The 20,608-nt window shown below is 61.7% G+C and carries 20 protein-coding genes; 17 read left to right on the top strand and 3 right to left on the bottom strand.

The window, feature by feature from the left end; all coding sequences use genetic code 11:
• Positions 1-45 precede the first annotated feature (45 nt).
• From ASD83_RS03065 to ASD83_RS03000, 14 genes are all read left to right on the top strand, one after another.
• Positions 46-2,370 (top strand): NADP-dependent malic enzyme, encoded by a 2,325-nt coding sequence (locus tag ASD83_RS03065; RefSeq protein ID WP_413813478.1) that lies wholly within the window; start codon positions 46-48, stop codon positions 2,368-2,370.
• Entirely contained in the window at positions 2,370-2,660 is a 291-nt protein-coding gene (locus tag ASD83_RS03060) for a Dabb family protein (RefSeq protein WP_056307821.1), read from the top strand. Before ASD83_RS03065 ends, ASD83_RS03060 begins: the two co-directional genes overlap by 1 nt.
• Before the next feature lie 57 nt (positions 2,661-2,717).
• Positions 2,718-3,689, top strand: coding sequence for a ribose-phosphate diphosphokinase (locus ASD83_RS03055; RefSeq protein WP_056307819.1), 972 nt, complete (start codon positions 2,718-2,720; stop codon positions 3,687-3,689).
• A gap of 58 nt (positions 3,690-3,747) precedes the next feature.
• On the top strand, positions 3,748-4,146 hold the full coding sequence (locus tag ASD83_RS03050) for an FtsB family cell division protein (protein WP_082560927.1): 399 nt from the start codon (positions 3,748-3,750) through the stop codon (positions 4,144-4,146).
• 116 nt (positions 4,147-4,262) lie between these two features.
• On the top strand, positions 4,263-5,282 hold the full coding sequence (gene pdhA / locus ASD83_RS03045; RefSeq protein ID WP_056307816.1) for a pyruvate dehydrogenase (acetyl-transferring) E1 component subunit alpha: 1,020 nt from the start codon (positions 4,263-4,265) through the stop codon (positions 5,280-5,282).
• Between the two features lie 6 nt (positions 5,283-5,288).
• Positions 5,289-5,690, top strand: coding sequence for a hypothetical protein (locus tag ASD83_RS03040; RefSeq protein ID WP_056307814.1), 402 nt, complete (start codon positions 5,289-5,291; stop codon positions 5,688-5,690).
• Between the two features lies 1 nt (position 5,691).
• On the top strand, positions 5,692-7,077 hold the full coding sequence (locus ASD83_RS03035; RefSeq protein WP_056307812.1) for a pyruvate dehydrogenase complex E1 component subunit beta: 1,386 nt from the start codon (positions 5,692-5,694) through the stop codon (positions 7,075-7,077).
• An 11-nt stretch (positions 7,078-7,088) separates the two neighbouring features.
• The gene (locus ASD83_RS03030; RefSeq protein ID WP_056307810.1) at positions 7,089-8,429 is read left to right on the top strand and encodes a pyruvate dehydrogenase complex dihydrolipoamide acetyltransferase; all 1,341 of its coding nucleotides are present in this window, start codon (positions 7,089-7,091) and stop codon (positions 8,427-8,429) included.
• Between the two features lie 10 nt (positions 8,430-8,439).
• Positions 8,440-9,087: an SGNH/GDSL hydrolase family protein gene (locus tag ASD83_RS03025; RefSeq protein WP_056307807.1), complete on the top strand. Its 648-nt coding sequence runs from the start codon at positions 8,440-8,442 to the stop codon at positions 9,085-9,087.
• 27 nt (positions 9,088-9,114) lie between these two features.
• Complete coding sequence (gene lpdA / locus ASD83_RS03020) at positions 9,115-10,554, top strand: dihydrolipoyl dehydrogenase (RefSeq protein ID WP_056307806.1); 1,440 nt, start codon at positions 9,115-9,117, stop codon at positions 10,552-10,554.
• Between the two features lie 134 nt (positions 10,555-10,688).
• On the top strand, positions 10,689-11,729 hold the full coding sequence (locus ASD83_RS03015) for a Gfo/Idh/MocA family protein (protein WP_082560926.1): 1,041 nt from the start codon (positions 10,689-10,691) through the stop codon (positions 11,727-11,729).
• An 88-nt stretch (positions 11,730-11,817) separates the two neighbouring features.
• Positions 11,818-12,771 carry a lipoyl synthase gene (gene lipA, locus ASD83_RS03010; protein WP_056307801.1) on the top strand — a complete coding sequence of 318 codons (954 nt, stop codon included), beginning with the start codon at positions 11,818-11,820 and terminating at the stop codon, positions 12,769-12,771.
• Positions 12,771-13,214: a type II toxin-antitoxin system RatA family toxin gene (locus ASD83_RS03005; RefSeq protein WP_056307799.1), complete on the top strand. Its 444-nt coding sequence runs from the start codon at positions 12,771-12,773 to the stop codon at positions 13,212-13,214. The genes lipA and ASD83_RS03005 overlap by 1 nt, the downstream gene beginning before the upstream one ends.
• Positions 13,215-13,333: 119 nt before the next feature.
• A complete protein-coding gene (locus ASD83_RS03000; RefSeq protein WP_056307798.1) occupies positions 13,334-14,209 on the top strand; it encodes an alpha/beta hydrolase in 876 nt (291 codons plus the stop codon).
• Here ASD83_RS03000 and ASD83_RS02995 read toward each other — a convergent pair.
• Both ASD83_RS02995 and ASD83_RS02990 read right to left on the bottom strand, forming a co-directional pair.
• Positions 14,206-14,706, bottom strand: a complete 501-nt coding sequence (locus ASD83_RS02995) for a CinA family protein (protein WP_056307796.1) — start codon at positions 14,704-14,706, stop codon at positions 14,206-14,208. The two genes, ASD83_RS03000 and ASD83_RS02995, sit on opposite strands and share 4 nt — an antisense overlap.
• Entirely contained in the window at positions 14,707-15,903 is a 1,197-nt protein-coding gene (locus ASD83_RS02990) for a bifunctional 2-C-methyl-D-erythritol 4-phosphate cytidylyltransferase/2-C-methyl-D-erythritol 2,4-cyclodiphosphate synthase (protein WP_056307795.1), read from the bottom strand.
• 173 nt (positions 15,904-16,076) lie between these two features.
• Here ASD83_RS02990 and dusB point away from each other — a divergent pair, with 173 nt between their 5' ends.
• From dusB to ntrC, 3 genes are read left to right on the top strand one after another with little or no spacing between them, the layout of a single operon-like run.
• Positions 16,077-17,078 (top strand): tRNA dihydrouridine synthase DusB, encoded by a 1,002-nt coding sequence (dusB, locus tag ASD83_RS02985; protein ID WP_056307793.1) that lies wholly within the window; start codon positions 16,077-16,079, stop codon positions 17,076-17,078.
• A complete protein-coding gene (locus ASD83_RS02980; RefSeq protein WP_056307791.1) occupies positions 17,075-18,205 on the top strand; it encodes a two-component system sensor histidine kinase NtrB in 1,131 nt (376 codons plus the stop codon). The genes dusB and ASD83_RS02980 overlap by 4 nt, the downstream gene beginning before the upstream one ends.
• Complete coding sequence (gene ntrC, locus ASD83_RS02975; protein WP_056307789.1) at positions 18,202-19,647, top strand: nitrogen regulation protein NR(I); 1,446 nt, start codon at positions 18,202-18,204, stop codon at positions 19,645-19,647. The genes ASD83_RS02980 and ntrC overlap by 4 nt, the downstream gene beginning before the upstream one ends.
• Before the next feature lie 2 nt (positions 19,648-19,649).
• Here ntrC and ASD83_RS02970 read toward each other — a convergent pair whose 3' ends face one another.
• A complete protein-coding gene (locus ASD83_RS02970) occupies positions 19,650-20,549 on the bottom strand; it encodes a DMT family transporter (protein ID WP_056307787.1) in 900 nt (299 codons plus the stop codon).
• Positions 20,550-20,608 lie beyond the last annotated feature (59 nt).

Here is a 20,608-nt window from a genome sequence, read left to right as displayed (position 1 = left end):
CTTGGCCCCACAAGAGCCTGCGCCTCTTTCCTTCGGCGCTGATTGGTGGCACGTACGGCCCGGTATAAGCTCTCGCCGGAGGAAAGTGTGTCGACTGATCCAAATGAGCAACGCAAGGTTCTGCGCGATGCTGCTTTGCACTTCCATGAATTTCCGAAACCCGGCAAGCTTGAAATCCAACCGCTGAAGCCGCTCGGCAATCAGCGCGACCTCGCGCTCGCCTATTCGCCCGGCGTGGCGGCCCCCTGCGAGGAAATCGCAGCGAATCCCGAGACCGTTGCGCGCTATACGTCGCGGCAAAATCTTGTGGCGGTGATCTCTAACGGCACGGCCGTGCTGGGCCTTGGCAATATCGGCGCGCTGGCCTCCAAGCCTGTGATGGAGGGCAAGGCTGTCCTCTTCAAGAAGTTCGCCGGTATCGACGTGTTCGACCTCGAAATCGATGAGATCGACCCGAAAAAATTCATCGACGCCGTGGCGCCGCTGTGGCCGACATTTGGCGGCATCAATCTCGAAGATATTCGCGCACCGGATTGCTTCGAGATCGAAGAGACACTGCGCGAGCGCATGCCGATCCCGGTTTTCCATGACGACCAGCACGGCACGGCGATCATCGTCGGTGCGGCCGTGCTCAATGGGCTCGAACTAACCGGCAAGAAGATCGAAGACGTAAAGATCTGCACCTCGGGGGCAGGGGCCGCGGCTATTGCCTGCCTCAACGTGTTGGTGGCGCTCGGCGCCAAGCACGAAAATATCTGGGTTGCCGACAAAGACGGCCTCGTTACGCACAAGCGCAACGACGTCAATGACAAGTGGCGCGGCCAGTTCCGCCGCCAGAGCGATGCAACGACGCTGGCCGAAGTGATCGAGGGCGCCGACGTGTTCCTGGGCCTCTCGGCCGCCGGCGCGCTGAAGCCGGAAATGCTGGCAAAGATGGCGCCGAAGCCGCTGATCCTGGCGCTGGCCAATCCCAACCCCGAAATCATGCCCGAGCTGGCCAAGGCGACACGGCCCGATGCCATGGTCTGCACCGGGCGTTCGGACTATCCCAACCAGGTCAACAACGTCCTCTGCTTCCCCTTCATTTTCCGTGGCGCGCTCGATGTGCATGCGACGACGATCAATGAAGAAATGAAGCTGGCGGCGGTTCGCGCCATTGCCAAGCTGGCGCATGAGCCGGGTCTTGAAGTCTCGCCCTCGGGCGCGCCGGCCGTGTTCGGACCGGACCACATCATTCCTAACCCCTTCGACCAGCGCCTGATCCTGCGGATTGCGCCGGCCGTGGCGCGGGCGGCGATGGAATCGGGTGTCGCCAAGCGCCCGATCGCCGATTGGGATGCCTATCAGGACCAGCTCAACCGCTTCGTGTTCCGCTCGGGCCTCGTGATGAAACCGATCATCGATCGGGCACAGGGCCAGAACAAGCGCATCGCCTTTGCCGATGGCGAAGACGAGCGGGTGCTGCGCGCGACACAGGTGCTGCTGGAAGAGCGGATTGCCCGCCCGATCCTGATCGGCCGTCCGGCCGTGATCGAGGCGCGCATCGAGCGCTTCGGTTTGGGTATCCAGCCTGGCCGCGATTTCGAGGTGATCAATCCCGAAGACGATCCGCGCTATCGCGACTATGTGAGCCACTTCCATTCGCTGGTGGGCCGCAATGGCGTCACGCCGGACACCGCCCGCACCATCGTGCGCACCAATACCACGGTGATCGGCGCGCTGGCGGTGAAGCGTGGCGAAGCCGACGCGCTGATCTGTGGTTTGCAGGGTCGCTACATCAAGCACGTCCGTGATATCCGCTCGATCATCGGGCTGCAGGACGGCGTCAGCGATGTTTCAGCGCTCTCCATGCTGATCATGCCGCGCGGGGCGTTTTTCCTTGCCGATACCTATGTGAACCAGAACCCGTCGGCCGATGAACTGGTCAGCATTTCGCTGCAGGCGCGGGAGCATCTCAAGCGCTTCAACATCGAGGCGCGTATGGCGCTCTTGAGCTATTCGAACTTCGGTTCGCGCGATGGCGACAGCGCGTTCAAGATGCGCGAGGTCTATGAAAAGCTCAAGGCCGCGGCTCCGGACCTGATCGTCGAGGGCGAAATGCAGGGCGACCTGGCGCTCAACCAGGAACTGCGCGAACGCTATGTGCCGGAAACGGTGCTGAAGGGCGAAGCCAACCTCCTGATCTTCCCCGATCTCGATGCGGCGAACCTCTCGATGACATTGCTCAAGGAAATGAACAACGCTCTGGCGGTCGGTCCGATCCTGATGGGTACGCGCGCGCCGGCGCATATTCTTGCTCCGTCGGTGACCAGCCGCGGCATCGTCAACATGGCAGCGATCGCTGCCAATGAAGCCGTTGGAGCCGAGTGATGATCCGTCACACCGTTGTCTTTAGCCTAAAGCATGCGGCGGGCTCGGAGGCCGAGGCGGCGTTTCTCCGCGACGCCCTGGTGCTGGAAGCCATTCCCGGCGTCAAAAAATTCGAGCGCCTGAAGCAGGTCAGCCCCAAGGCTGACTATGCCTATGGCTTCTCGATGGAGTTCGCGGACCAGGCCGCCTATGACGGCTACAACGTGCACCCCGATCACGTCGCCTTCGTGCGGGATCGCTGGGTGCCCGAAGTCGCAAAGTTCCAGGAGATCGACTACGTTGCGCTCTGAGGCTGCGTAGTTTAAGACCGCCGCATAATCCTGCTCGCCAAAGGCCGAGGACGTCGCATGAACCAGATTGCTGTGTTCAGTGGTAGCGCGCACCCCGAACTGGCGAGGGAGATATGCGCTGATCTCTGCGTGCCGCTGCTGCCGACGCAGGTGAAGCGCTTTTCCAACGACTGTATCGAAGTGCAATTGCAGGCCAATTGCCGCGAACAGGATGTATTTCTGGTCCAGACGCTGAGCGCGCCGGTTCAGGAGCACCTGATGGAACTGCTGCTGATGCTCGACGCGGCGCGCGGCGCTTCGGCGGCGCGGATCACGGCGGTCATTCCGCACTATTCCTACGCGCGCTCCGACAAGAAGGATGCGCCGCGCATTTCGATCGGTGGCCGTTTGGTTGCCGATCTGCTCAAGACCGCAGGCGCCGATCGCGTTCTGACCATGACGCTGCATTCCCCGCAGGTGCATGGGTTCTTTAGTGTGCCGGTGGACCACCTCCATGCGCTGCACGAAATGGCCGCGCATTTCCGGCGCTTTGATCTGAGCAACACGGTTGTCGTCTCTCCCGACCTTGGTAATGCCAAGACGGCCGCTGCCTTTGCGCGTGGCCTCGGCACGCCGGTGGCGGCGGGCGCCAAGGAGCGGATCAACGATACCCAGGTGCACATCTCGGCGATTATCGGCGAGGTGCGGGGCAAGGATGTCATCATCCTCGATGATGAAATCGCCAGCGGCGGCTCGATCCTCGAATTGCTGAAACACCTGCGCGCCAACGGAGCGCGCTCGGCGCGGGTCGCTTGCACGCATGGGATTTTCGGCGGCGATGCGGTTGCGCGACTGGCAGCCGAGCCCGATGTGATCGAGATTGTCTGCACCAATACGCTGCCCAATGCGGCGCGGCAGTCCCATGGCAAACTGACCGTTTTGTCGGTGGCGCCGGCCCTGGCTGAGGCCATGCGGCGCATCAACAATGGGGAATCGGTCAGCGCGCTGTTCGAGGAAGGCAGCCTGCCGGCGCGGGTCGCGGCGGAATAGCTAAACCGCGTATTAATTCCTCGTGCGGCATAGTGAAGACCCCTAGACCGGTCCGTACATGCCCACCAGACTTAAACGCCCACCATTCTGGCGTCCTTTGGCCCTAGCCGTGGCGCTCCTGGCTTTTCAGGGCTATCTCGGCTATTCGGCTATCAGCGGCCAATTCGGCATCGAAGGCCGCGACGAAATTCACGCCGATATTCAGGTGCTCAAGGATCGTTCTTCGGCCCTGCAGGCTGAGATCGACAGCTTCCGCCACCGCAATTCGCTGATGAATCCGCGCCATCTCGATCCTGATATCGTGACGGAGCGGGCAAGGGCGCTGCTCAATATGGCCAATGCGGATGACATCCTGATCATGGTCGATCCGGCGACGGGTAAACCTATTTCTGGTAAATTCCAAGAATTAATCGATGATCAGTTAATCAAGATTATACAAGCAGATTCAACGCTCTAACCCACATGCCGTTACCCTTTCCGGGCAATTTTATCTGTCATTCGCTTGCGCTATAGTGCGAGAAGTGGCCTGATCGGGCCAAGCGGCAAATTCCATTCTATACGGGAGCCCCACCCATGGCGCGCAAGGCGACGGCCACTTCGGCCAAGACGCAGCCCAATGCCCCTCAGTTCACCAGTGAACAGGACCTCGACGCCTTCCGCGAAATGCTGCTGATCCGGCGTTTTGAGGAAAAGGCCGGCCAGATGTATGGCATGGGCCTGATCGGCGGCTTCTGCCACCTCTATATCGGCCAGGAAGCTGTCGTCACCGGCATCACCATGGCCTCGGAAAAGGGCAAGGACGCCCAGATCACCGGTTATCGCGACCACGGCCATATGCTGGTCATGGGCCTCGACCCCAAGGGTGTGATGGCAGAATTGACCGGACGCCAGGGCGGCCTGTCGAAAGGCAAGGGCGGCTCGATGCACATGTTCTCCAACGAGCACCGCTTCTATGGCGGCAACGGCATCGTTGGCGCGCAGGTGTCGCTCGGGACGGGTCTTGCCTTCGCTTCGAAGTACAAGGGCGATGGTTCGGTGAGCCTTGCCTACTTTGGTGACGGCGCGGCCAACCAGGGCCAGGTCTACGAAAGCTTCAACATGGCCAAGCTCTGGAAGCTGCCTGTTGTCTTCGTGATCGAAAACAACAAATACGCCATGGGCACCTCGATCGAGCGCGCCGCGGCAACCACCGACTTCTCCATGCGCGGCGCGTCGTTCGACATTCCGGGCGAGCAGGTCGATGGTATGGACGTTCGCATGGTCTATGACGCCGCCAAGCGCGCCATCGAACATGCGCGTTCGGGCAATGGCCCTTACATCCTCGAAATGCTGACCTACCGCTATCGCGGCCACTCCATGTCCGACCCGGCGAAATATCGCTCCAAGGATGAAGTGACCAAATACCGCCAGGAACGCGATCCGATCGAACAGGTCCGGGCGCGTCTGCTTGAGGCCGGTGTCATCACGGAAGACGATCTCAAGAAGATCGAGACCGACATTCGTGCCGTGGTCACGGAAGCGGCGGATTTTGCCACCAATGATCCGGAGCCCGATGCCTCGGAGCTGTGGACTGACATCACGATCAAGGCCTAACGCACGATGAGCATCCTGCTCGGCGTCATCATGCTGTTCGCTGTTCTGTCCGGTCTGCTTGCAGCCGGGCAGGCGGTTTCTATCAGCCGAATCCCCACCGCGACCGGCCCCGGCTGGCGCGACTGGGTTTTCAGCTGGTGGCGGTTTGATCGCATTGCCGGTTGGGCCGGGCTCAGCGGCGAAGTGCAGGCGGCGATCTACAAGCGCGCAGTTATTGCGTGCCTGGTTTTCATGATCCTTGGCCTGATCCTCAGTGGCTGGGCGGTCAACCAGCGCCAGGCTGTGGCGCCGGTCGCCGACGCTGCCTCCCTCAACGATTGGCGCGTGCTGCCCGCCGCGCAATTTGCCGAACAATTCGAACTTCGCCGCGTGGCCCCCATGCCCGGCAATACCATTCTGGAGAGCTGATATGCCTCAAATCCTCATGCCCGCCCTGTCGCCAACGATGGAAGAGGGCAAGCTCGCCAAGTGGCTGGTCAAGGTCGGCGATAGCGTCAAGTCCGGCGACGTGCTGGCCGAAATCGAAACCGACAAGGCGACGATGGAAGTCGAATCCGTCGACGAAGGCGTGGTTCGCGAAATCCTCGTGGCCGAAGGCACCGAGGGCGTGAAGGTGAACACCCCGATCGCGCTCGTTCTGGCCGAAGGCGAAAGTGCTGGCGCTGCGCCGGTCAAGGAAACCGCGCCCGAGCCGGCTGAGGCCCCGGTCGTTGCTGCCGAGAAGGCCAATGACGCGGCTCCCGCTGCTGCCGTTCCGGCCGCGCCCAAGTTTGAAGCCCAGGCTGATCCGGACCTGCCGGAAGGCGTGGAAATGGTCGAGCTGACCGTTCGCCAGGCGCTGAACGAAGCCATGGCCGAAGAAATGCGTGCCAACCCTGACGTTTTCGTCATGGGTGAAGAAGTCGCCGAATATCAGGGTGCCTATAAGGTGACCCAGGGCCTGCTGCAGGAATTCGGTCCGCAGCGCGTCATCGACACCCCGATCACCGAGCACGGCTTTGCCGGTCTCGCCGTCGGTGCGGCTTTTGCCGGTTTGAAGCCGATCGTCGAATTCATGACCTGGAACTTTGCCATGCAGGCAATCGACCAGATCATCAACTCGGCTGCCAAGCAGCTCTATATGTCCGGTGGGCAGGTCAAGGCGCCGATGGTGTTCCGCGGCCCGAACGGCGTCGCGTCGCGCGTTGGCGCCCAGCACAGCCAGGACTATTCGGCATGGTATAGCCACGTTCCGGGCCTTACGGTGATCGCGCCCTATAGCGCGGCTGACGCCAAGGGCCTCCTCAAAGCCGCCATTCGTTCGCCGAACCCGGTTGTCTTCCTCGAAAACGAAATTTTGTACGGTTCCACCGGCCTCGTGCCCAAGATGGACGATTTTGTGTTGCCGATCGGCAAGGCACGCATCGCCCGCAAGGGTGCGGATGTGACGATCGTCTCCTTCTCCATGGGCATGCGCTACGCGACCCAGGCGACGGAAAAGCTGGTTGCCGCCGGCGTCGATGTCGAACTCATCGATTTGCGCACGCTGCGCCCGATGGACAGCGATACGGTGATTGAATCGGTCAAGAAGACCGGTCGTCTCGTGACCGTCGAAGAAGGCTGGCCGCAGGGTGGCATCGGCGCCGAACTGGCCGCCCGTGTCATGGAGCAGGCTTTCGACTATCTTGATGCGCCCGTGCTGCGCGTGACCGGCAAGGACGTTCCGATGCCCTATGCCGCGAACCTTGAAAAGCTGGCACTGCCCCATGTTGACGAAGTGATCGCGGCTGTGAATGCCGTGACCTATCGCTCGTAAGGAGACCCGGTATGCCTATCGATATCACCATGCCGGCGCTCTCTCCCACGATGGAAGAGGGCAAGCTCGCCAAATGGCACGTCAAGGAAGGCGACTCGGTCTCCTCTGGTGACGTGATTGCCGAAATCGAAACAGACAAGGCCACGATGGAAGTCGAGGCCGTGGACGAGGGCAAGATCGGTAAGATTCTTGTTGCCGAAGGCAGCGAGGGTGTGAAGGTCAACGCCGTCATCGCCGTGCTGCTGCAGGAAGGCGAAGACGCCAGCGCCGTCGCTGCCGCCGCGCCGAAGGCGGAAGCGCCCAAGGCTGCACCGGCTGCCGCTCCTGAAGCGCCGAAGGCCGCTGCGCCTGCACCGGCCGCGCCGAATGCCAATAGCGGCTCCAGCGCTCCGGCGGCTGCCGCAAAAACTCCGGCGAAATCGGAAAGCGGACGCGTGTTCGCCTCGCCATTGGCAAAACGCCTCGCCAAGGATGCTGGTATCGATCTGTCCAGCATCGCCGGCTCGGGCCCGAAGGGCCGCGTCGTCAAGTCGGACGTGGAAGCGGCCAAGTCCGGCAAGGGCGCAAGCAAGCCTGCTGCTGGTGCTCCGGCGGCCGCTCCTGCCACCGGCATGAGCAAGAACCAGGTCATGGCGCTTTACGAGGAAGGCTCCTACGAAGTCGTCCCCAATGACGGCATGCGCAAGGTCGTGGCCGCGCGCCTGACTGAATCCAAGCAGACCGTTCCGCACTTCTATCTGACGCTCGATTGCAAGATCGATGCCCTGATGGCGGCGCGCGAGCAGATTAATGCGTCGGCCCCCAAGGGCAAGGACGGCAAGCCGGGCTATAAGCTCTCGGTCAATGACTTCGTTATGAAGGCATGGGCTGTTGCATTGCAGCGCGTACCGGCCGCCAATGCGACCTGGGCCGGGGACTCGATTCTTTATCACAAGCGTTCGGACGTTGCGGTTGCGGTCTCCGTGCCGGGCGGTCTTTTCACCCCGGTGGTGAAGTCTTGCGACACCAAGACCCTGCGCGAAATCTCGGAAGAGGTGAAGGATCTGGCGACGCGCGCCAAGTCCAAGAAGCTGGCGCCGCATGAATATCAAGGTGGCGCGTCTTCCGTGTCCAATCTCGGCATGTTCGGCATCAAGCACTTTGCCGCCGTGATCAACCCGCCGCATGGCACGATCCTGGCGGTCGGCGCCGGCGAAGAGCGCGTCTATCCCGAGAACGGACAGATCAAGATCGGGCAGTTCATGACGGTAACGCTCTCCTGCGATCACCGTGCCGTCGATGGCGCGCTGGGTGCGGAACTGCTCGGCGTCTTTAAGGGCCTGATCGAAAACCCGGTGATGATGCTGGCTTAGGGCAGGGCGCATGAAAACCATCCTTGCCTATGGCGACAGCCTGACCTATGGCGCAAATCCGCGGCCCGATGGGCTGCGGCATGCCTATGAGAACCGCTGGCCGACTGTGTTGGAACAGGGGCTTGGGGGCAATGTTCGCGTTATTGCCGAGGGTCTTGGTGGTCGCACCACCTCGTTCGATGATGGCTCGGCTTCATCCGACCGCAATGGTGCGCGCATCCTTCCGGTCTTGCTTGATACGCATAAGCCGCTCGACATCGTCATCATCATGCTGGGGTCCAATGACCTCAAGCCTGCGATCCATGGACGGGCGATCACCGCTTCCTATGGCATTCGCAAGTTGATGCAGGTGGTGCGGGGCCATTTCGTGCAGCCCGGCGATATCATGCCAAAACTGCTGATCGTCAGCCCGCCGCATCTGGTGCCGACAAAGCATGCCGAAATGGGCGTGCATTTTGGCGGAGACGCTGCCATTGCCGAGTCAAAGCTGATGGCCGGCTATTACCGAACGCGCGCCGCCGAATATGGCGCTGAATTCTTCGACGCCGCCGAAGTGGCCCATGCCGATCCGCTCGACGGGGTTCATCTCGATCCTGCCAATACCCGCGCCATCGGCACAGGGCTGGTTCCGGTCGTTAAATCAATGCTGGGTCTCTGACCCGCCCTAAATATCTCGGAGGCCCTTATGGCTGACCAATACGATCTTCTCGTCATCGGCGCCGGTCCCGGCGGTTACGTTGCTGCCATCCGTGGCGCGCAGCTTGGCATGAAGGTGGCCATTGTCGAGCGTGAGCACATGGCCGGCATCTGCTCCAACTGGGGCTGTATCCCGACCAAGGCGCTGCTGCGCTCTGCCGAAATCTACGGCCATATGGGCCATGCCAAGGACTATGGCCTGAGCGCCGAAAAGTTCGGCTTCGATATCGACGGCATCGTCAAACGTTCGCGCGCTATTGCAGCGCAGATGAACAATGGCGTGCAGTTCCTGATGAAGAAGAACAAGATCGACATCATCTGGGGCGAGGCGACGATCACCAAGCCAGGTGAGATCAAGGTTGCGCCATCCAAGAAGCCGATCGTGCAGCCGCAGGGTCCCGTGCCGAAGAATGCGCTCGGCGAGGGCACTTACAAGGCCAAGAACATCATCGTCGCGACCGGCGCGCGTCCGCGCGTGCTGCCCGGCATCGAGCCTGATGGCGACAAGATCTGGACCTATTTCGAGGCGCTGAAGCCGGCCGAAATGCCGAAATCGCTGGTGGTCATGGGCTCGGGTGCCATCGGTATCGAATTCGCCTCGTTCTACCGCTCGTTCGGCGCTGAGGTGACCGTGATCGAGCTGCTGCCGCAGATCCTGCCGGTGGAAGATGCCGAGATTTCGGCTCTGGCCCGCAAGCGCTTGGAAAAGCGCGGCATCAAGATTCTCACCGAAGCCAAGGTCGCCAAGGTCGAGAAGACCAAGGACGGCGTCGTCGCTCACGTCGAAACCAAAGATGGAAAAACCCAGCAGATCGCCGGCGACAAGCTGATCTCGGCTGTTGGCGTCATGTGCAATATCGAAGGCCTGGGCCTCGAAACGGTCGGCGTGAAGACCGAGCGCGGCGCCATCGTCATCGACGCCTATGGCAAGACCAATGTGGACGGCATCTGGGCCATCGGCGACGTCGCCGGCCCGCCGATGCTGGCGCACAAGGCCGAGCATGAAGCCGTCATCACGGTCGAGAAAATCGCCGGGATGAAGGTGCATGGGCTTGAAAAGCTGAAGGTGCCGGGTTGCACCTATTGCGAGCCGCAGGTGGCGAGCGTGGGCTTGACCGAAGCCAAGGCCAAGGAAGCCGGCCGCGAGATCAAGGTTGGCCGTTTCCCCTTCGTGGGCAATGGCAAGGCGATCGCGCTGGGCGAGCCCGATGGCCTCGTTAAGACCATTTTCGATGCGAAAACTGGGGAACTCCTTGGCGCCCACATGATTGGTGCTGAGGTGACCGAACTCATCCAGGGTTTCGTCATCGCGATGAACCTTGAAACCACCGAAGAAGACCTCATCCACACCATCTTTCCCCATCCCACGCTGAGCGAAACGATGAAGGAAAGCGTGCTCGACGCTTACGGGCGCGCGCTGAACATCTGATTGTTCGCTTCCTTCACGGTGTCATTCCCGCGAAAGCGGGAATCTCCGCGGAGAGCCACAAGAGGGATTCCCGCTTTCGCGGGAATGACCCGGTGATAGGACGGCGGGTTCGAAAAACCAGAGGAGTTATCCACATGGTGAAAGCAATTCAGATCGGCCTCGGACACTGGGGTTTTAGCTGGACCAAGGAAGTTATCCCCAAAGTTCCCACTATTGAGATGGTGGGCTATGTGGACACCAGCCTCGATGCCACGGCCCGGGTACAGACCGAGCTGGGGATCGACCCGAAACTGTGTTTCTCGAGCCTTGATGAGGCTGCCAAGCGCACGGACGCGGTGCTGGCGATCTGTACGCTGCGCACCGAGGCGCATTATCCGGTGGTCAAGCGCTGTCTTGAACTCGGCTATAACGTCATCGTCGAAAAGCCCTTCACCACCACGATTGCCCAGGGCAAGGAACTGGTGGCTCTCGCCAAGGCTCAGGACAGGGTGCTGATGGTCAGCCAGAACTATCGCCATCAGCCGGCACCGATTGCGGCCGCAGAGCTGATTGCCAGGAACACCTTTGGCGCCATGAACATGGTGTCGCTCGATTTCCGCCGGCACGGGCCGAGCCAGGGCTATCGTTATTGGGACATGCCCGACCCGCTGCTTGCGGACATGTCGATCCACCACTTCGACCTGATGCGCTATGTGCTCAACGACGAACCGGTCCGGCTCTCCTGCCGCACCTGGAACCCGCCGGGCAGCCCGTTCCATTTCCATCCGAGCGGCGTCGCGCTGATCGAATTCTCCAGGGGTACGATGGTTTCCTATCGCGCCAGCTGGATGAATTCAGGCCCGGTGACGCCTTGGGCCGGCGAATGGGTGATGGACGCGGCGGAGGGACAGATCCGTTGGAGCTCGCGCGATCATTTCCGCAATGTGGCTGGGCCTGATGTCGTCACGCTGCAAAAGCTCGACGAGAAGCCCGCGCCGATACCGCTCGACGCGGTGAAATTTCCTGATCGCACCGGCACGCTCAATGCCATTGCCTCGGTGATCGAGAGTGGCATTGTGCCGGTCGGTTTCAGCTCCGGCCAGGACAATCTCGGCTCGCTGGCGCTGGTGCAAACCAGCATTCTCTCGGCGTCGCGTGGGGGCGACTGGACCGAGATTTCAGAGGTCTTAGGCTAGCTTTCGTGCAAGCCTGCTTATCACTAAGGCCGGGTTGAACCGGCCGCTCTTGGGAGCGATATAGGGGAAAGCCCCAGACAGGACTATCATGGTCACGCTCATCGACAATTCGGTCGCCAAACCGCGCCACCCGGAAAAGGCCAATCGGCCCGACAGCATCGTGCTGCGCAAGCCCGACTGGATCAGGGTGAAGGCGCCCGGCTCGCCGATCTACAAGGAAACCCAGCAGATCGTGCGCGAGAACAATCTCGTCACGGTGTGCGAGGAAGCCGGCTGCCCCAATATCGGCGAGTGCTGGAGCAAGAAGCACGCGACCATGATGATCATGGGCGAGATTTGCACCCGCGCCTGCGCCTTCTGCAATGTGCGCACCGGCATGCCGACCGCGCTCGATCCCCATGAGCCGGAAAACGTCGCCAAGGCCGTGGCCAAGCTCGGGCTTGAGCACGTCGTGATCACCTCGGTGGACCGCGACGACCTCGCCGATGGCGGTGCACAGCACTTTGCCGACGTCATCCGCGCCATTCGTGCAGCGACGCCAAAAACCACGATCGAAATCCTGACGCCGGACTTTTTGCGCAAGGATGGCGCGCTGGAGATCGTCGTCGCGGCCAGGCCCGACGTCTTCAACCACAATCTCGAAACCGTGCCGTCGAAGTATCTCAAGGTGCGTCCCGGCGCCCGCTACTTCCATTCGATCCGCCTGCTGCAGCGGGTGAAGGAACTCGATCCGTCGATCTTCACCAAATCCGGCATCATGGTCGGCCTTGGCGAAGAGCGGAACGAAGTTTTGCAGCTTATGGACGACCTGCGCTCGGCCGAAGTCGATTTCCTGACCATCGGCCAATACCTGCAGCCGACCAAGAAGCACTATCCGTTGCAGCGCTTCGTGACGCCGGAAGAATTCAAATCCTACGCCACCGTCGCCAATGCCAAGGGTTTCCTGCTCGTGTCGTCGAGCCCACTGACGCGTTCGTCGCACCACGCCGGCGAAGACTTCGCTGAACTGAAGGCCGCACGTCTGGCCAAGCTGGGGCATTGATGAAGCGCTTCTTCGAGCGGCACGTGCCGCATTTGCCGCGCGCGATGTTTGACATCGTGGCCGACCTGGCGCGCTACCCGGAGTTCATCGCGAATTGCAAGGCGATGGACGTGCGTCCTGACCCGGCGGCGCGGGGACGGGATGTGCGCCTGGCCCGGATGACGCTGAGTTTTGGGCCGATTACGCAAGCTTATACGAGCCGTGTGACGGTCGATCCTGAGGCGCTGACTATCGCGGCCAAGGCAGTCGATGGTCCCTTCGCCTATCTCGACAGCATCTGGAGCTTCGAGCCTGAAGGGCAGGGCACGCGCGTGCGCTTCGAGATCGACTTCAAGATCTCCAACCCGCTGATCGCGGCTGTTGCCGAGCCGGCTTTTGCGGCAAAGCAGGACGAGATCATGCAGGCCTTTGTCGATGAGGCCGATCAGCGCTACGGCGCCTAAGCGCCGGGCGCATTTTCCCAAAAGTTTCCCAGCCGCTGGCTCTTGCACTTAACGCGAGCCGGCGGCATCGTACTGGAATTGAGAAAACCTTTTCGCAATTTCGGGGGAAAGATATGCGAATGGAGTTGTGTGCCCCTTTTGCGGCGCTGCTGGCCTTTGCCGTGCCGGCGAATGCTGCCGGAATTGTTGAATATGATTTGGAGGCGCCGAGCCCGACTTTGGGACGGACGATACCCTACGCGCTCTACAAGCCCTTTCCGTTTCCGGCGGAAGGCGAGCGCTGGCCGGTGGTCTATCTCCTGCATGGCCTGACCGGCGCGGATGGAGATTGGTTTACCTGGGGCAATCTCGGGCCGATTCTCGATCGGGCGATCGCCGATGGACACATTCCGCCGATGGTGGTCGTGGCGCCGGGCGCGGGCGACAGCTGGTATGTCGATAATCCCGACCCCGGCGGGCTCGGCCTGATCGATACCGCTTTTGCCACCGATCTGGTCGCGGCAATCGATGCGAGTGTGCCGACGGCGGCTTGTCGCGAGGGCAGGGCGATCGGTGGTGTATCCATGGGCGGCGCGGGCGCGCTGCTGCAGGCGATCAACCATCCGCAGACCTATGTGGCGGCAATGAGCTTTTCGGGAGCACTGCACCGGCCCATGCAGACCAACGATCCGCGCCGCTGGATTCCTGATCTCTATGGAAATGTGTTCGGGACGCCGTTCGACACAGCGCGGTTCAATGCCGCCAATGTGTTCACGCGAGCGAACAGCGTGAGGTCCATGGCGGAGAAACCAGATTTTTATCTCGCTATAGGGGACAATGATTTCCCCGATCTCATCGAAGCCAATGCGGCTTTCCACAATCTGCTCGTGACCACCAAGGCAGATAGCAGCCTGCGGGTCGGACCCGGGCGCCACTATTGGGATAGTTGGCAACAAGCCATCGTGCCGGCCCTGGAATGGCTGGTGCCACGTCTCGACAGCACCTGCGGCCGCTAGTCTTCGTCGCTCGTGAGCACCTGCAATACCAGGTCCAGCGCCGCTGCAACCGTTGCCTTGCGCACCTCGTCGCGGCCGATATCGCCGAAACGATGCTCGATGACGACGGTGGCGAGATCGGTCGAAACGGCCACATAGACAAGGCCAATCGGTTTTTTCTCGCTGCCGCCGTCGGGGCCGGCAATGCCGGTGGCCGACACGGCGACATCGACACGAGCGGTGTTGCGGGCGCCATCGGCCATGGCGCGGGCGACCTGATTGCTCACGGCGCCGTAGTCATGGATCAGGCGCTGCGGCACCTGGATCATGCGGGACTTGGCAGAGTTGGAATAGGTGATGAAACCGCCATAAAGCGCCGCAGAAGCGCCGGGGACATCGGTGAGAGCGGCGGCGATGAGGCCGCCGGTGCAGCTCTCGGCCGTGACGATGGTCTTGTCGCTGTCACGCAGCAGGTCGATGATGCGTTTGCCTATGCTGGGTTCGGGGGATTTTGCCATTTATGCATCCCTCGGCACTTCGACGCTTGCACTTGCCATGGCCACGATACCTTCCTCCCGCCCGGTAAAGCCGAGCCGCTCACTCGTTGTCGCCTTGATCGCCACCCGATCCGGAGTAATCCCCAGAGTCTGGGCAATGACAGTGCACATCGCCGGAACGTGTTTGGCAATCCTCGGTGCCTCGCAAACGATCGTCACATCGAGATTGACAATTCGTCCGCCGCGCTTTGCGACGAGGTCGCCGGCATGTTTGAGGAAAACCGTAGACGCGGCACCGCGCCATTGCATGTCGGTGGGCGGGAAGTGCACGCCGATATCGCCTTCCCCGATCGAGCCCAGAATGGCATCGGTAAGGGCGTGAAGGGCAACGTCGGCATCTGAGTGACCAACCAGCTTGGCCGTATGCTCGATCCGCACACCGCCGAGCCAGACGGCATCGCCGGGCTCGAATGGATGAACGTCAAAGCCGGTGCCGACGCGGGTTTCCATGGCCTTGTCTCCTGAAATATGCCGCTCTGCCCGACGAAAGTCTTCCGGATGCGTGATCTTGAAATTGTTGCGGTCGCCCGTGGTCATGGCGACGCGAAGGCCGGCCCATTCGGCGATCTCGGCGTCATCGGTGAAATCGCGGCGCACACTGGCGGCGCGCATATGGGCGGAGAACATCTGCCCAAAGCGGAACCCCTGCGGGGTCTGGGCGGCAAAGAGCGTGCGGCGGTCTTCGGTAGTCAGTACCAATTGGCCGTCTGGAGCGCGCTTGATCGTGTCCGTCAGCGGCAGCGTCGGCAGAGCGCCGTCATGAGAGGCGAGGGCCGATATCACGGCGTCGATCTGTTCGACGGTGACGAAAGGCCGAGCCGCATCCTGAATCAACACGAGATCGGGCCGGGCCGCGGCAATAGACTTGAGCCCTTCGAGAACCGACGCCTGGCGGCTGGCCCCGCCCGGAACAGGCTCGCGCAACCGCTCGTTTTCGAGCCCCAGAGCCTCATAGAGGGCCGTGTGGTCGGGATGAATGACCGGAACCACAGCCGAAATGCCAGGGTGTGCGAGGAAAGCGTCGATGGTACGCGCCAGAACCGGGCGTCCGCCGAGGCGGCGATATTGCTTGGGTTCGGAAAAATCCCCTGTTTGCGCACGCTCGCCTTTTCCGGCGGCAACAATAATGGCGGCTATGAATTTTGGGCGTGTAGACATATAGGCAGGGGAACTCGGACCGTCATGTGTCTGATTGGTCTAGCCTCCGCCTTGGCATGCGGCAAGAGCAGCGCTGGTTCCCACCCCATGAAGGGGCCTTAACAGTTGCGCACGGCCGCAAAATGATTATTGTGCGGGCACCTTCCCTAAATTGACCATTTCTGGGGCAATCATTGTCGGGTAATGCCTTTACATTGAGCATTGGCGGGCATGCTGTCCGAAACCGCGCCTTCCTTGCCCCGATGGCCGGAATCACCGACCGTCCCTTCCGCGAAATTGCGGAGCGGCATGGGGCGGGCATGGTCGTGTCCGAAATGATCGCCAGTGCCGCGCTGGGCACCGGCCATGCCGATATGGTGCGAAAGCTCCGCCGCGCCGGCGACCTGCCGCACATGGTACAACTGGCCGGCTGCGAGGCCGGCTGGATGGCCGAGGGTGCCCGCATCGCCGAAGGAGCGGGGGCGGATATCGTCGATATCAATTTCGGCTGCCCCGCCAAGCGCGTGACCAATGGTTATGCCGGTTCGGCGCTGATGCGGGTGCCGGACCAGGCGCTGGCCATCGTCGAGGCGGTTGCGGGGGCCACCAGTCTGCCGGTCACGGTGAAAATGCGCCTTGGCTGGGACGACGAGAGCCTCAACGCGCCGCAGATCGCGCGCATGGCCGTCGATGCAGGCGCGCAGATGATAACCGTCCATGGCCGGACCCGGCAGCAGTTCTACAAGGGCACGGCTCGCTGGGAATTGGTGCGGGCCGTTGTTGAAGCGATTCCCGTGCCTGTCATCGTCAATGGCGACATCGTCGATGCAGAAAGCGCGGCGATTGCTTTGGAGCAGTCCGGCGCGGCAGCGGTGATGCTTGGGCGCGGGGCGCAGGGACAGCCCTGGCGCGTCGGCCAGATTGGCGCCGTCCTTGCCGGCGAGACGCCACAGGAGGCGCCGCAGGGCGCGGCGCTGATCGCCCTGATCCAGTCTCACTATGAAGACATGCTGGTCGAATACGGCACCGAAGTCGGCTCGCGCGCCGCGCGAAAACATCTCGACTGGTATGCCGAGGCGGCCAATCTCGAACTCGACAAACCAACCCGCAATGCCCTTTTGAACAATGATCAACCCGCCGCGGTCCTCGACCTTATCGGCCGGGTCTTTTCGCCTGAATGGAGAGTGGCCGCATGAGTGCTGCCATATCGGCCCCCGATACGCTTCCGTCCCGCGCGGTCCTGCAGGCCCTGCCGCAGCCGATCATCGTTCTCGATGAGCAGCACCAGATCCAGTTCGTGAACTATGCAGCGGAGGCCTTCTTTGGCGCCTCGCTGAGCGTGCTGACGCGGCAGAAGCTCGATGACCTTATCGCCTTCGGCTCGCCGATCATTTCGCTGGTCGAAACGGTCGTGCAGCGCCGCGCGCCCATGACGGAATATCGTGTGCGCATCGGCTCTTCCCGTTTCGGGGACGAGCGTGTCGCCGATGTCTTCGCCAGTCCCCTCTCGGATGTGGACGGCCGCGTGGCCCTTCTGATCCAGGAACGGACCATGGCGGACAAGATCGACCGGCAGATGGTGTCGCGCGGCGCGGCGCGTTCGGTGACCGGCCTTGCGGCCATGTTGGCGCATGAGATCAAGAATCCGCTGTCGGGCATCCGCGGCGCTGCTCAGCTGCTGGAGCAGACGGTTTCGAGCGACGAGGTACCGCTTGCTCGCCTGATCCGCGAAGAGACGGACCGCATTGTCGGTCTGATCGACCGCGTGGAAGTGTTCGGCGACGAGCGCCCGATGGAGCGTGAGCCGATCAATATTCACGTCGTGCTCGACCGGGTGAAACTGCTGGCGCGCAATGGCGTGGCGCGGGGCATTACCTTTTACGAAGAGTATGATCCGTCACTGCCGCCCGTGTTCGGCAATCGCGACCAGCTTATCCAGGTCTTCCTGAACCTCGTTAAGAACGCTTCGGAAGCGCTTGAAAGAACACAGAAACCGGAAATTCGACTATCGACCGCTTTTCGGCCTGGCATCCGTATCAGCGTGGCTGGCGTGGCGGAGCGCATTTCGCTGCCGCTCGAAATCGTCATCGAGGACAATGGGCCAGGCGTGTCGCCCGATACGCTGCCATTCCTCTTCGACCCCTTCGTGACCACCAAGACCAACGGTTCGGGCCTGGGCCTCGCGCTCGTAGCAAAAATCGTGGGCGACCATGGCGGGGTGATCGATTGCGATAGCCGTCCGGGCCGGACGCGTTTTCGCATTTTGCTGCCCGTTGCCAGCGGCGCCTTCCAACAAAGTTCGTATGAGGTATCGACGAAATGAGCCATGTCGTTTTGCTCGCTGACGACGATGCCGCCATCCGCATGGTGCTCAACCAGGCGCTGACTCGCGCCGGCTACGAAGTGCGCCCGACCGGCAATATTTCCACTATGTGGAACTGGGTGAGCCGCGGCGAGGGCGATGTCCTCATCACCGACGTCGCCATGCCCGACGGCAATGCCTTCGAGGTGATGCCAAAGATCAAGAAGCTGCGCCCCGATCTGCCGATGATCGTGATGTCCGCCCAAAACACCTTCATGACGGCGATCCGGGCGTCGGAAGTCGGCGCCTATGAGTACCTGCCGAAACCCTTCGATATTACCGAAGTGCTATCGGTCGTGTCGCGGGCACTGGCCGATGCCAAAAAGCCGGTCAATGCCGAGCGCAAGGTCGAGGAAGCCGGCGATACGATGCCACTCGTCGGCCGTTCGCCCGCGATGCAGGACATCTATCGCGCCCTCGCGCGGCTGATGCAGACCGACCTTACGGTGATGATCACCGGCGAAAGCGGCACGGGCAAGGAATTGGTGGCGCGGGCGCTCCACGACTTCGGCAAGCGCCGCAACGGGCCGTTCGTTGCCATCAACATGGCGGCTATTCCCCGCGACCTGATCGAGGCCGAACTGTTCGGTCACGAGAAGGGCGCGTTTACCGGCGCCAATACGCGCTCATCCGGCCGCTTCGAGCAGGCCGAGGGTGGCACGCTGTTTCTCGACGAAATCGGCGATATGCCGATGGACGCCCAGACGCGTCTGCTGCGTGTGTTGCAAGAGGGCGAATACACCATGGTCGGTGGCCGCAACGCCATCAAGACCAATGTGCGCATCGTCGCGGCGACGCACCGCGACCTCAGCCAGATGATCCGGCAGGGCCTGTTCCGCGAAGATCTTTACTATCGCCTCAATGTCGTGCCGATCCGCCTGCCGCCGCTGCGCGAGCGCATCGACGACATTTCCGACCTCGTGCAGCACTTCCTGCGCGCCGCGGAACGCGAGGGCGAGGCGCCCAAGACGCTGTCGTCCGAAGCCATTCGGCTGATGCAGAACTATTCCTGGCCCGGAAACATTCGCGAACTCGAAAACCTCGTGCGTCGCCTGTCGGCCCTATATGCCGACGAGAGCATTTCGGCTGAGATCGTGCAGAACGAACTCAATATCGCCGATCGCCCGAGCGTCACGGCCGCTTCGGGGCCGGTGGATGTCTCAACGGCTGTGGAAAGCCATGTCGGGCAGTTGCTGCGCGAATATGAGCCGAACCTGCCGCCGGCCGGGCTCTATCAGCGCGTGATTGACCGGGTGGAAGCCCCGCTCATCGCCATGGCGCTCAATGCCTGTGGCGGCAACCAGATCAAGGCGGCGGACCTTTTGGGCCTCAACCGCAATACGCTGCGCAAGAAAATCCGCACGCACTCGATCGAAATCGTCAAGCATAGCCGGCGCAATTAAAACTAGCGCCGCATCTGCTCGCGGCGGGTGCGATGCTCGGTCCAGGCGAGCACGAACCCAGCCGCGATGACCAGAGCCGCGCCGGCATAGACTGAGGGCAGGGGCGTTTCGCCCCAGAAGAGATAGCCGAACACGAAAGCCCAGATCAGCGCGCCATATTCCACCGTGCCGAGAACGCTGGCGGGGACGAGTTTGGCGGATTCGACGAGGATGAACTGAGCCGCGCCGCCGATCAGGCCCGCCGCGAGAACGAAAAGAAACTCCGAAGGTGCCATACCCTGCCAGAAGGGGATGCTGACGATCCCCATGACGACGGCATGGATGAGGTTTTGCGCAAAAACCTGCACCAGCGCGCTGTCGGACTTCGAAATCGTCCGCATCAGGATCATAGCGATAGACCAGCTCAGCGCCGCAAGCAGCACCATGACAACCGGCAAGCTCAGGGTAAAGCCGCCGGGATTGGCCGCCACGATAACGCCGAAAAAGCCGATCGACGCAGCGCCGACACGGGCCAGCGTCAGCCGCTCCTTGAGGAAAATGGCGGCCAGAACGGTGGTGAGCACGGGCGCGAAATAGTAAAGCGTCGTCATCTCGGCGAGTTGGAGATCGCGGCCGGCGCTGTAATACATGACCCAGGCGGCAAGCGTGAGAAGACCACGGCCCAGGATCATGCCGCGATTGGCCGATGCCCAGAGCCTTCCGAACATGAAGCTGCGCCCGATGACCATGCACAGGATGACGATGATCACGCCGCGCACGAAGAGAATCTGGACAGCCGGCAGCGCGTGGATGATGCCCTTGATAAAGGCGTCATGCACGGCGAACAGCGTATAGGCAAAAATGCCCATGGCCATGCCCTTGAGGCTGGCCGTATCGGTACTGGTGAAGGAAGGGGCGGTCACGATTGGCTCGCGGGGGATTTCGCCCTCTTTGCCCTTGCCCGATACCGTTGTCCAGTGGC

It is taken from the genome of Devosia sp. Root685 (assembly GCF_001427875.1).
Lineage (GTDB): Bacteria > Pseudomonadota > Alphaproteobacteria > Rhizobiales > Devosiaceae > Devosia.
This window is presented reverse-complemented; position numbering and strand designations above follow the sequence as displayed.

Excerpts from the sequence above, each read along its gene's own strand:
- ASD83_RS03060 (WP_056307821.1), top strand. The coding sequence starts at position 2,370 with ATGATCCGTCACACCGTTGTCTTTAGCCTAAAGCATGCGGCGGGCTCG.
- ASD83_RS03055 (WP_056307819.1), top strand. The coding sequence starts at position 2,718 with ATGAACCAGATTGCTGTGTTCAGTGGTAGCGCGCACCCCGAACTGGCG.
- ASD83_RS03050 (WP_082560927.1), top strand. The coding sequence starts at position 3,748 with ATGCCCACCAGACTTAAACGCCCACCATTCTGGCGTCCTTTGGCCCTA.
- pdhA (WP_056307816.1), top strand. The coding sequence starts at position 4,263 with ATGGCGCGCAAGGCGACGGCCACTTCGGCCAAGACGCAGCCCAATGCC.
- ASD83_RS03040 (WP_056307814.1), top strand. The coding sequence starts at position 5,289 with ATGAGCATCCTGCTCGGCGTCATCATGCTGTTCGCTGTTCTGTCCGGT.
- ASD83_RS03035 (WP_056307812.1), top strand. The coding sequence starts at position 5,692 with ATGCCTCAAATCCTCATGCCCGCCCTGTCGCCAACGATGGAAGAGGGC.
- ASD83_RS03030 (WP_056307810.1), top strand. The coding sequence starts at position 7,089 with ATGCCTATCGATATCACCATGCCGGCGCTCTCTCCCACGATGGAAGAG.
- ASD83_RS03025 (WP_056307807.1), top strand. The coding sequence starts at position 8,440 with ATGAAAACCATCCTTGCCTATGGCGACAGCCTGACCTATGGCGCAAAT.
- lpdA (WP_056307806.1), top strand. The coding sequence starts at position 9,115 with ATGGCTGACCAATACGATCTTCTCGTCATCGGCGCCGGTCCCGGCGGT.
- ASD83_RS03015 (WP_082560926.1), top strand. The coding sequence starts at position 10,689 with ATGGTGAAAGCAATTCAGATCGGCCTCGGACACTGGGGTTTTAGCTGG.
- lipA (WP_056307801.1), top strand. The coding sequence starts at position 11,818 with ATGGTCACGCTCATCGACAATTCGGTCGCCAAACCGCGCCACCCGGAA.
- ASD83_RS03005 (WP_056307799.1), top strand. The coding sequence starts at position 12,771 with ATGAAGCGCTTCTTCGAGCGGCACGTGCCGCATTTGCCGCGCGCGATG.
- ASD83_RS03000 (WP_056307798.1), top strand. The coding sequence starts at position 13,334 with ATGGAGTTGTGTGCCCCTTTTGCGGCGCTGCTGGCCTTTGCCGTGCCG.
- ASD83_RS02995 (WP_056307796.1), bottom strand. The coding sequence starts at position 14,706 with ATGGCAAAATCCCCCGAACCCAGCATAGGCAAACGCATCATCGACCTG.
- ASD83_RS02990 (WP_056307795.1), bottom strand. The coding sequence starts at position 15,903 with ATGTCTACACGCCCAAAATTCATAGCCGCCATTATTGTTGCCGCCGGA.
- ASD83_RS02980 (WP_056307791.1), top strand. The coding sequence starts at position 17,075 with ATGAGTGCTGCCATATCGGCCCCCGATACGCTTCCGTCCCGCGCGGTC.
- ntrC (WP_056307789.1), top strand. The coding sequence starts at position 18,202 with ATGAGCCATGTCGTTTTGCTCGCTGACGACGATGCCGCCATCCGCATG.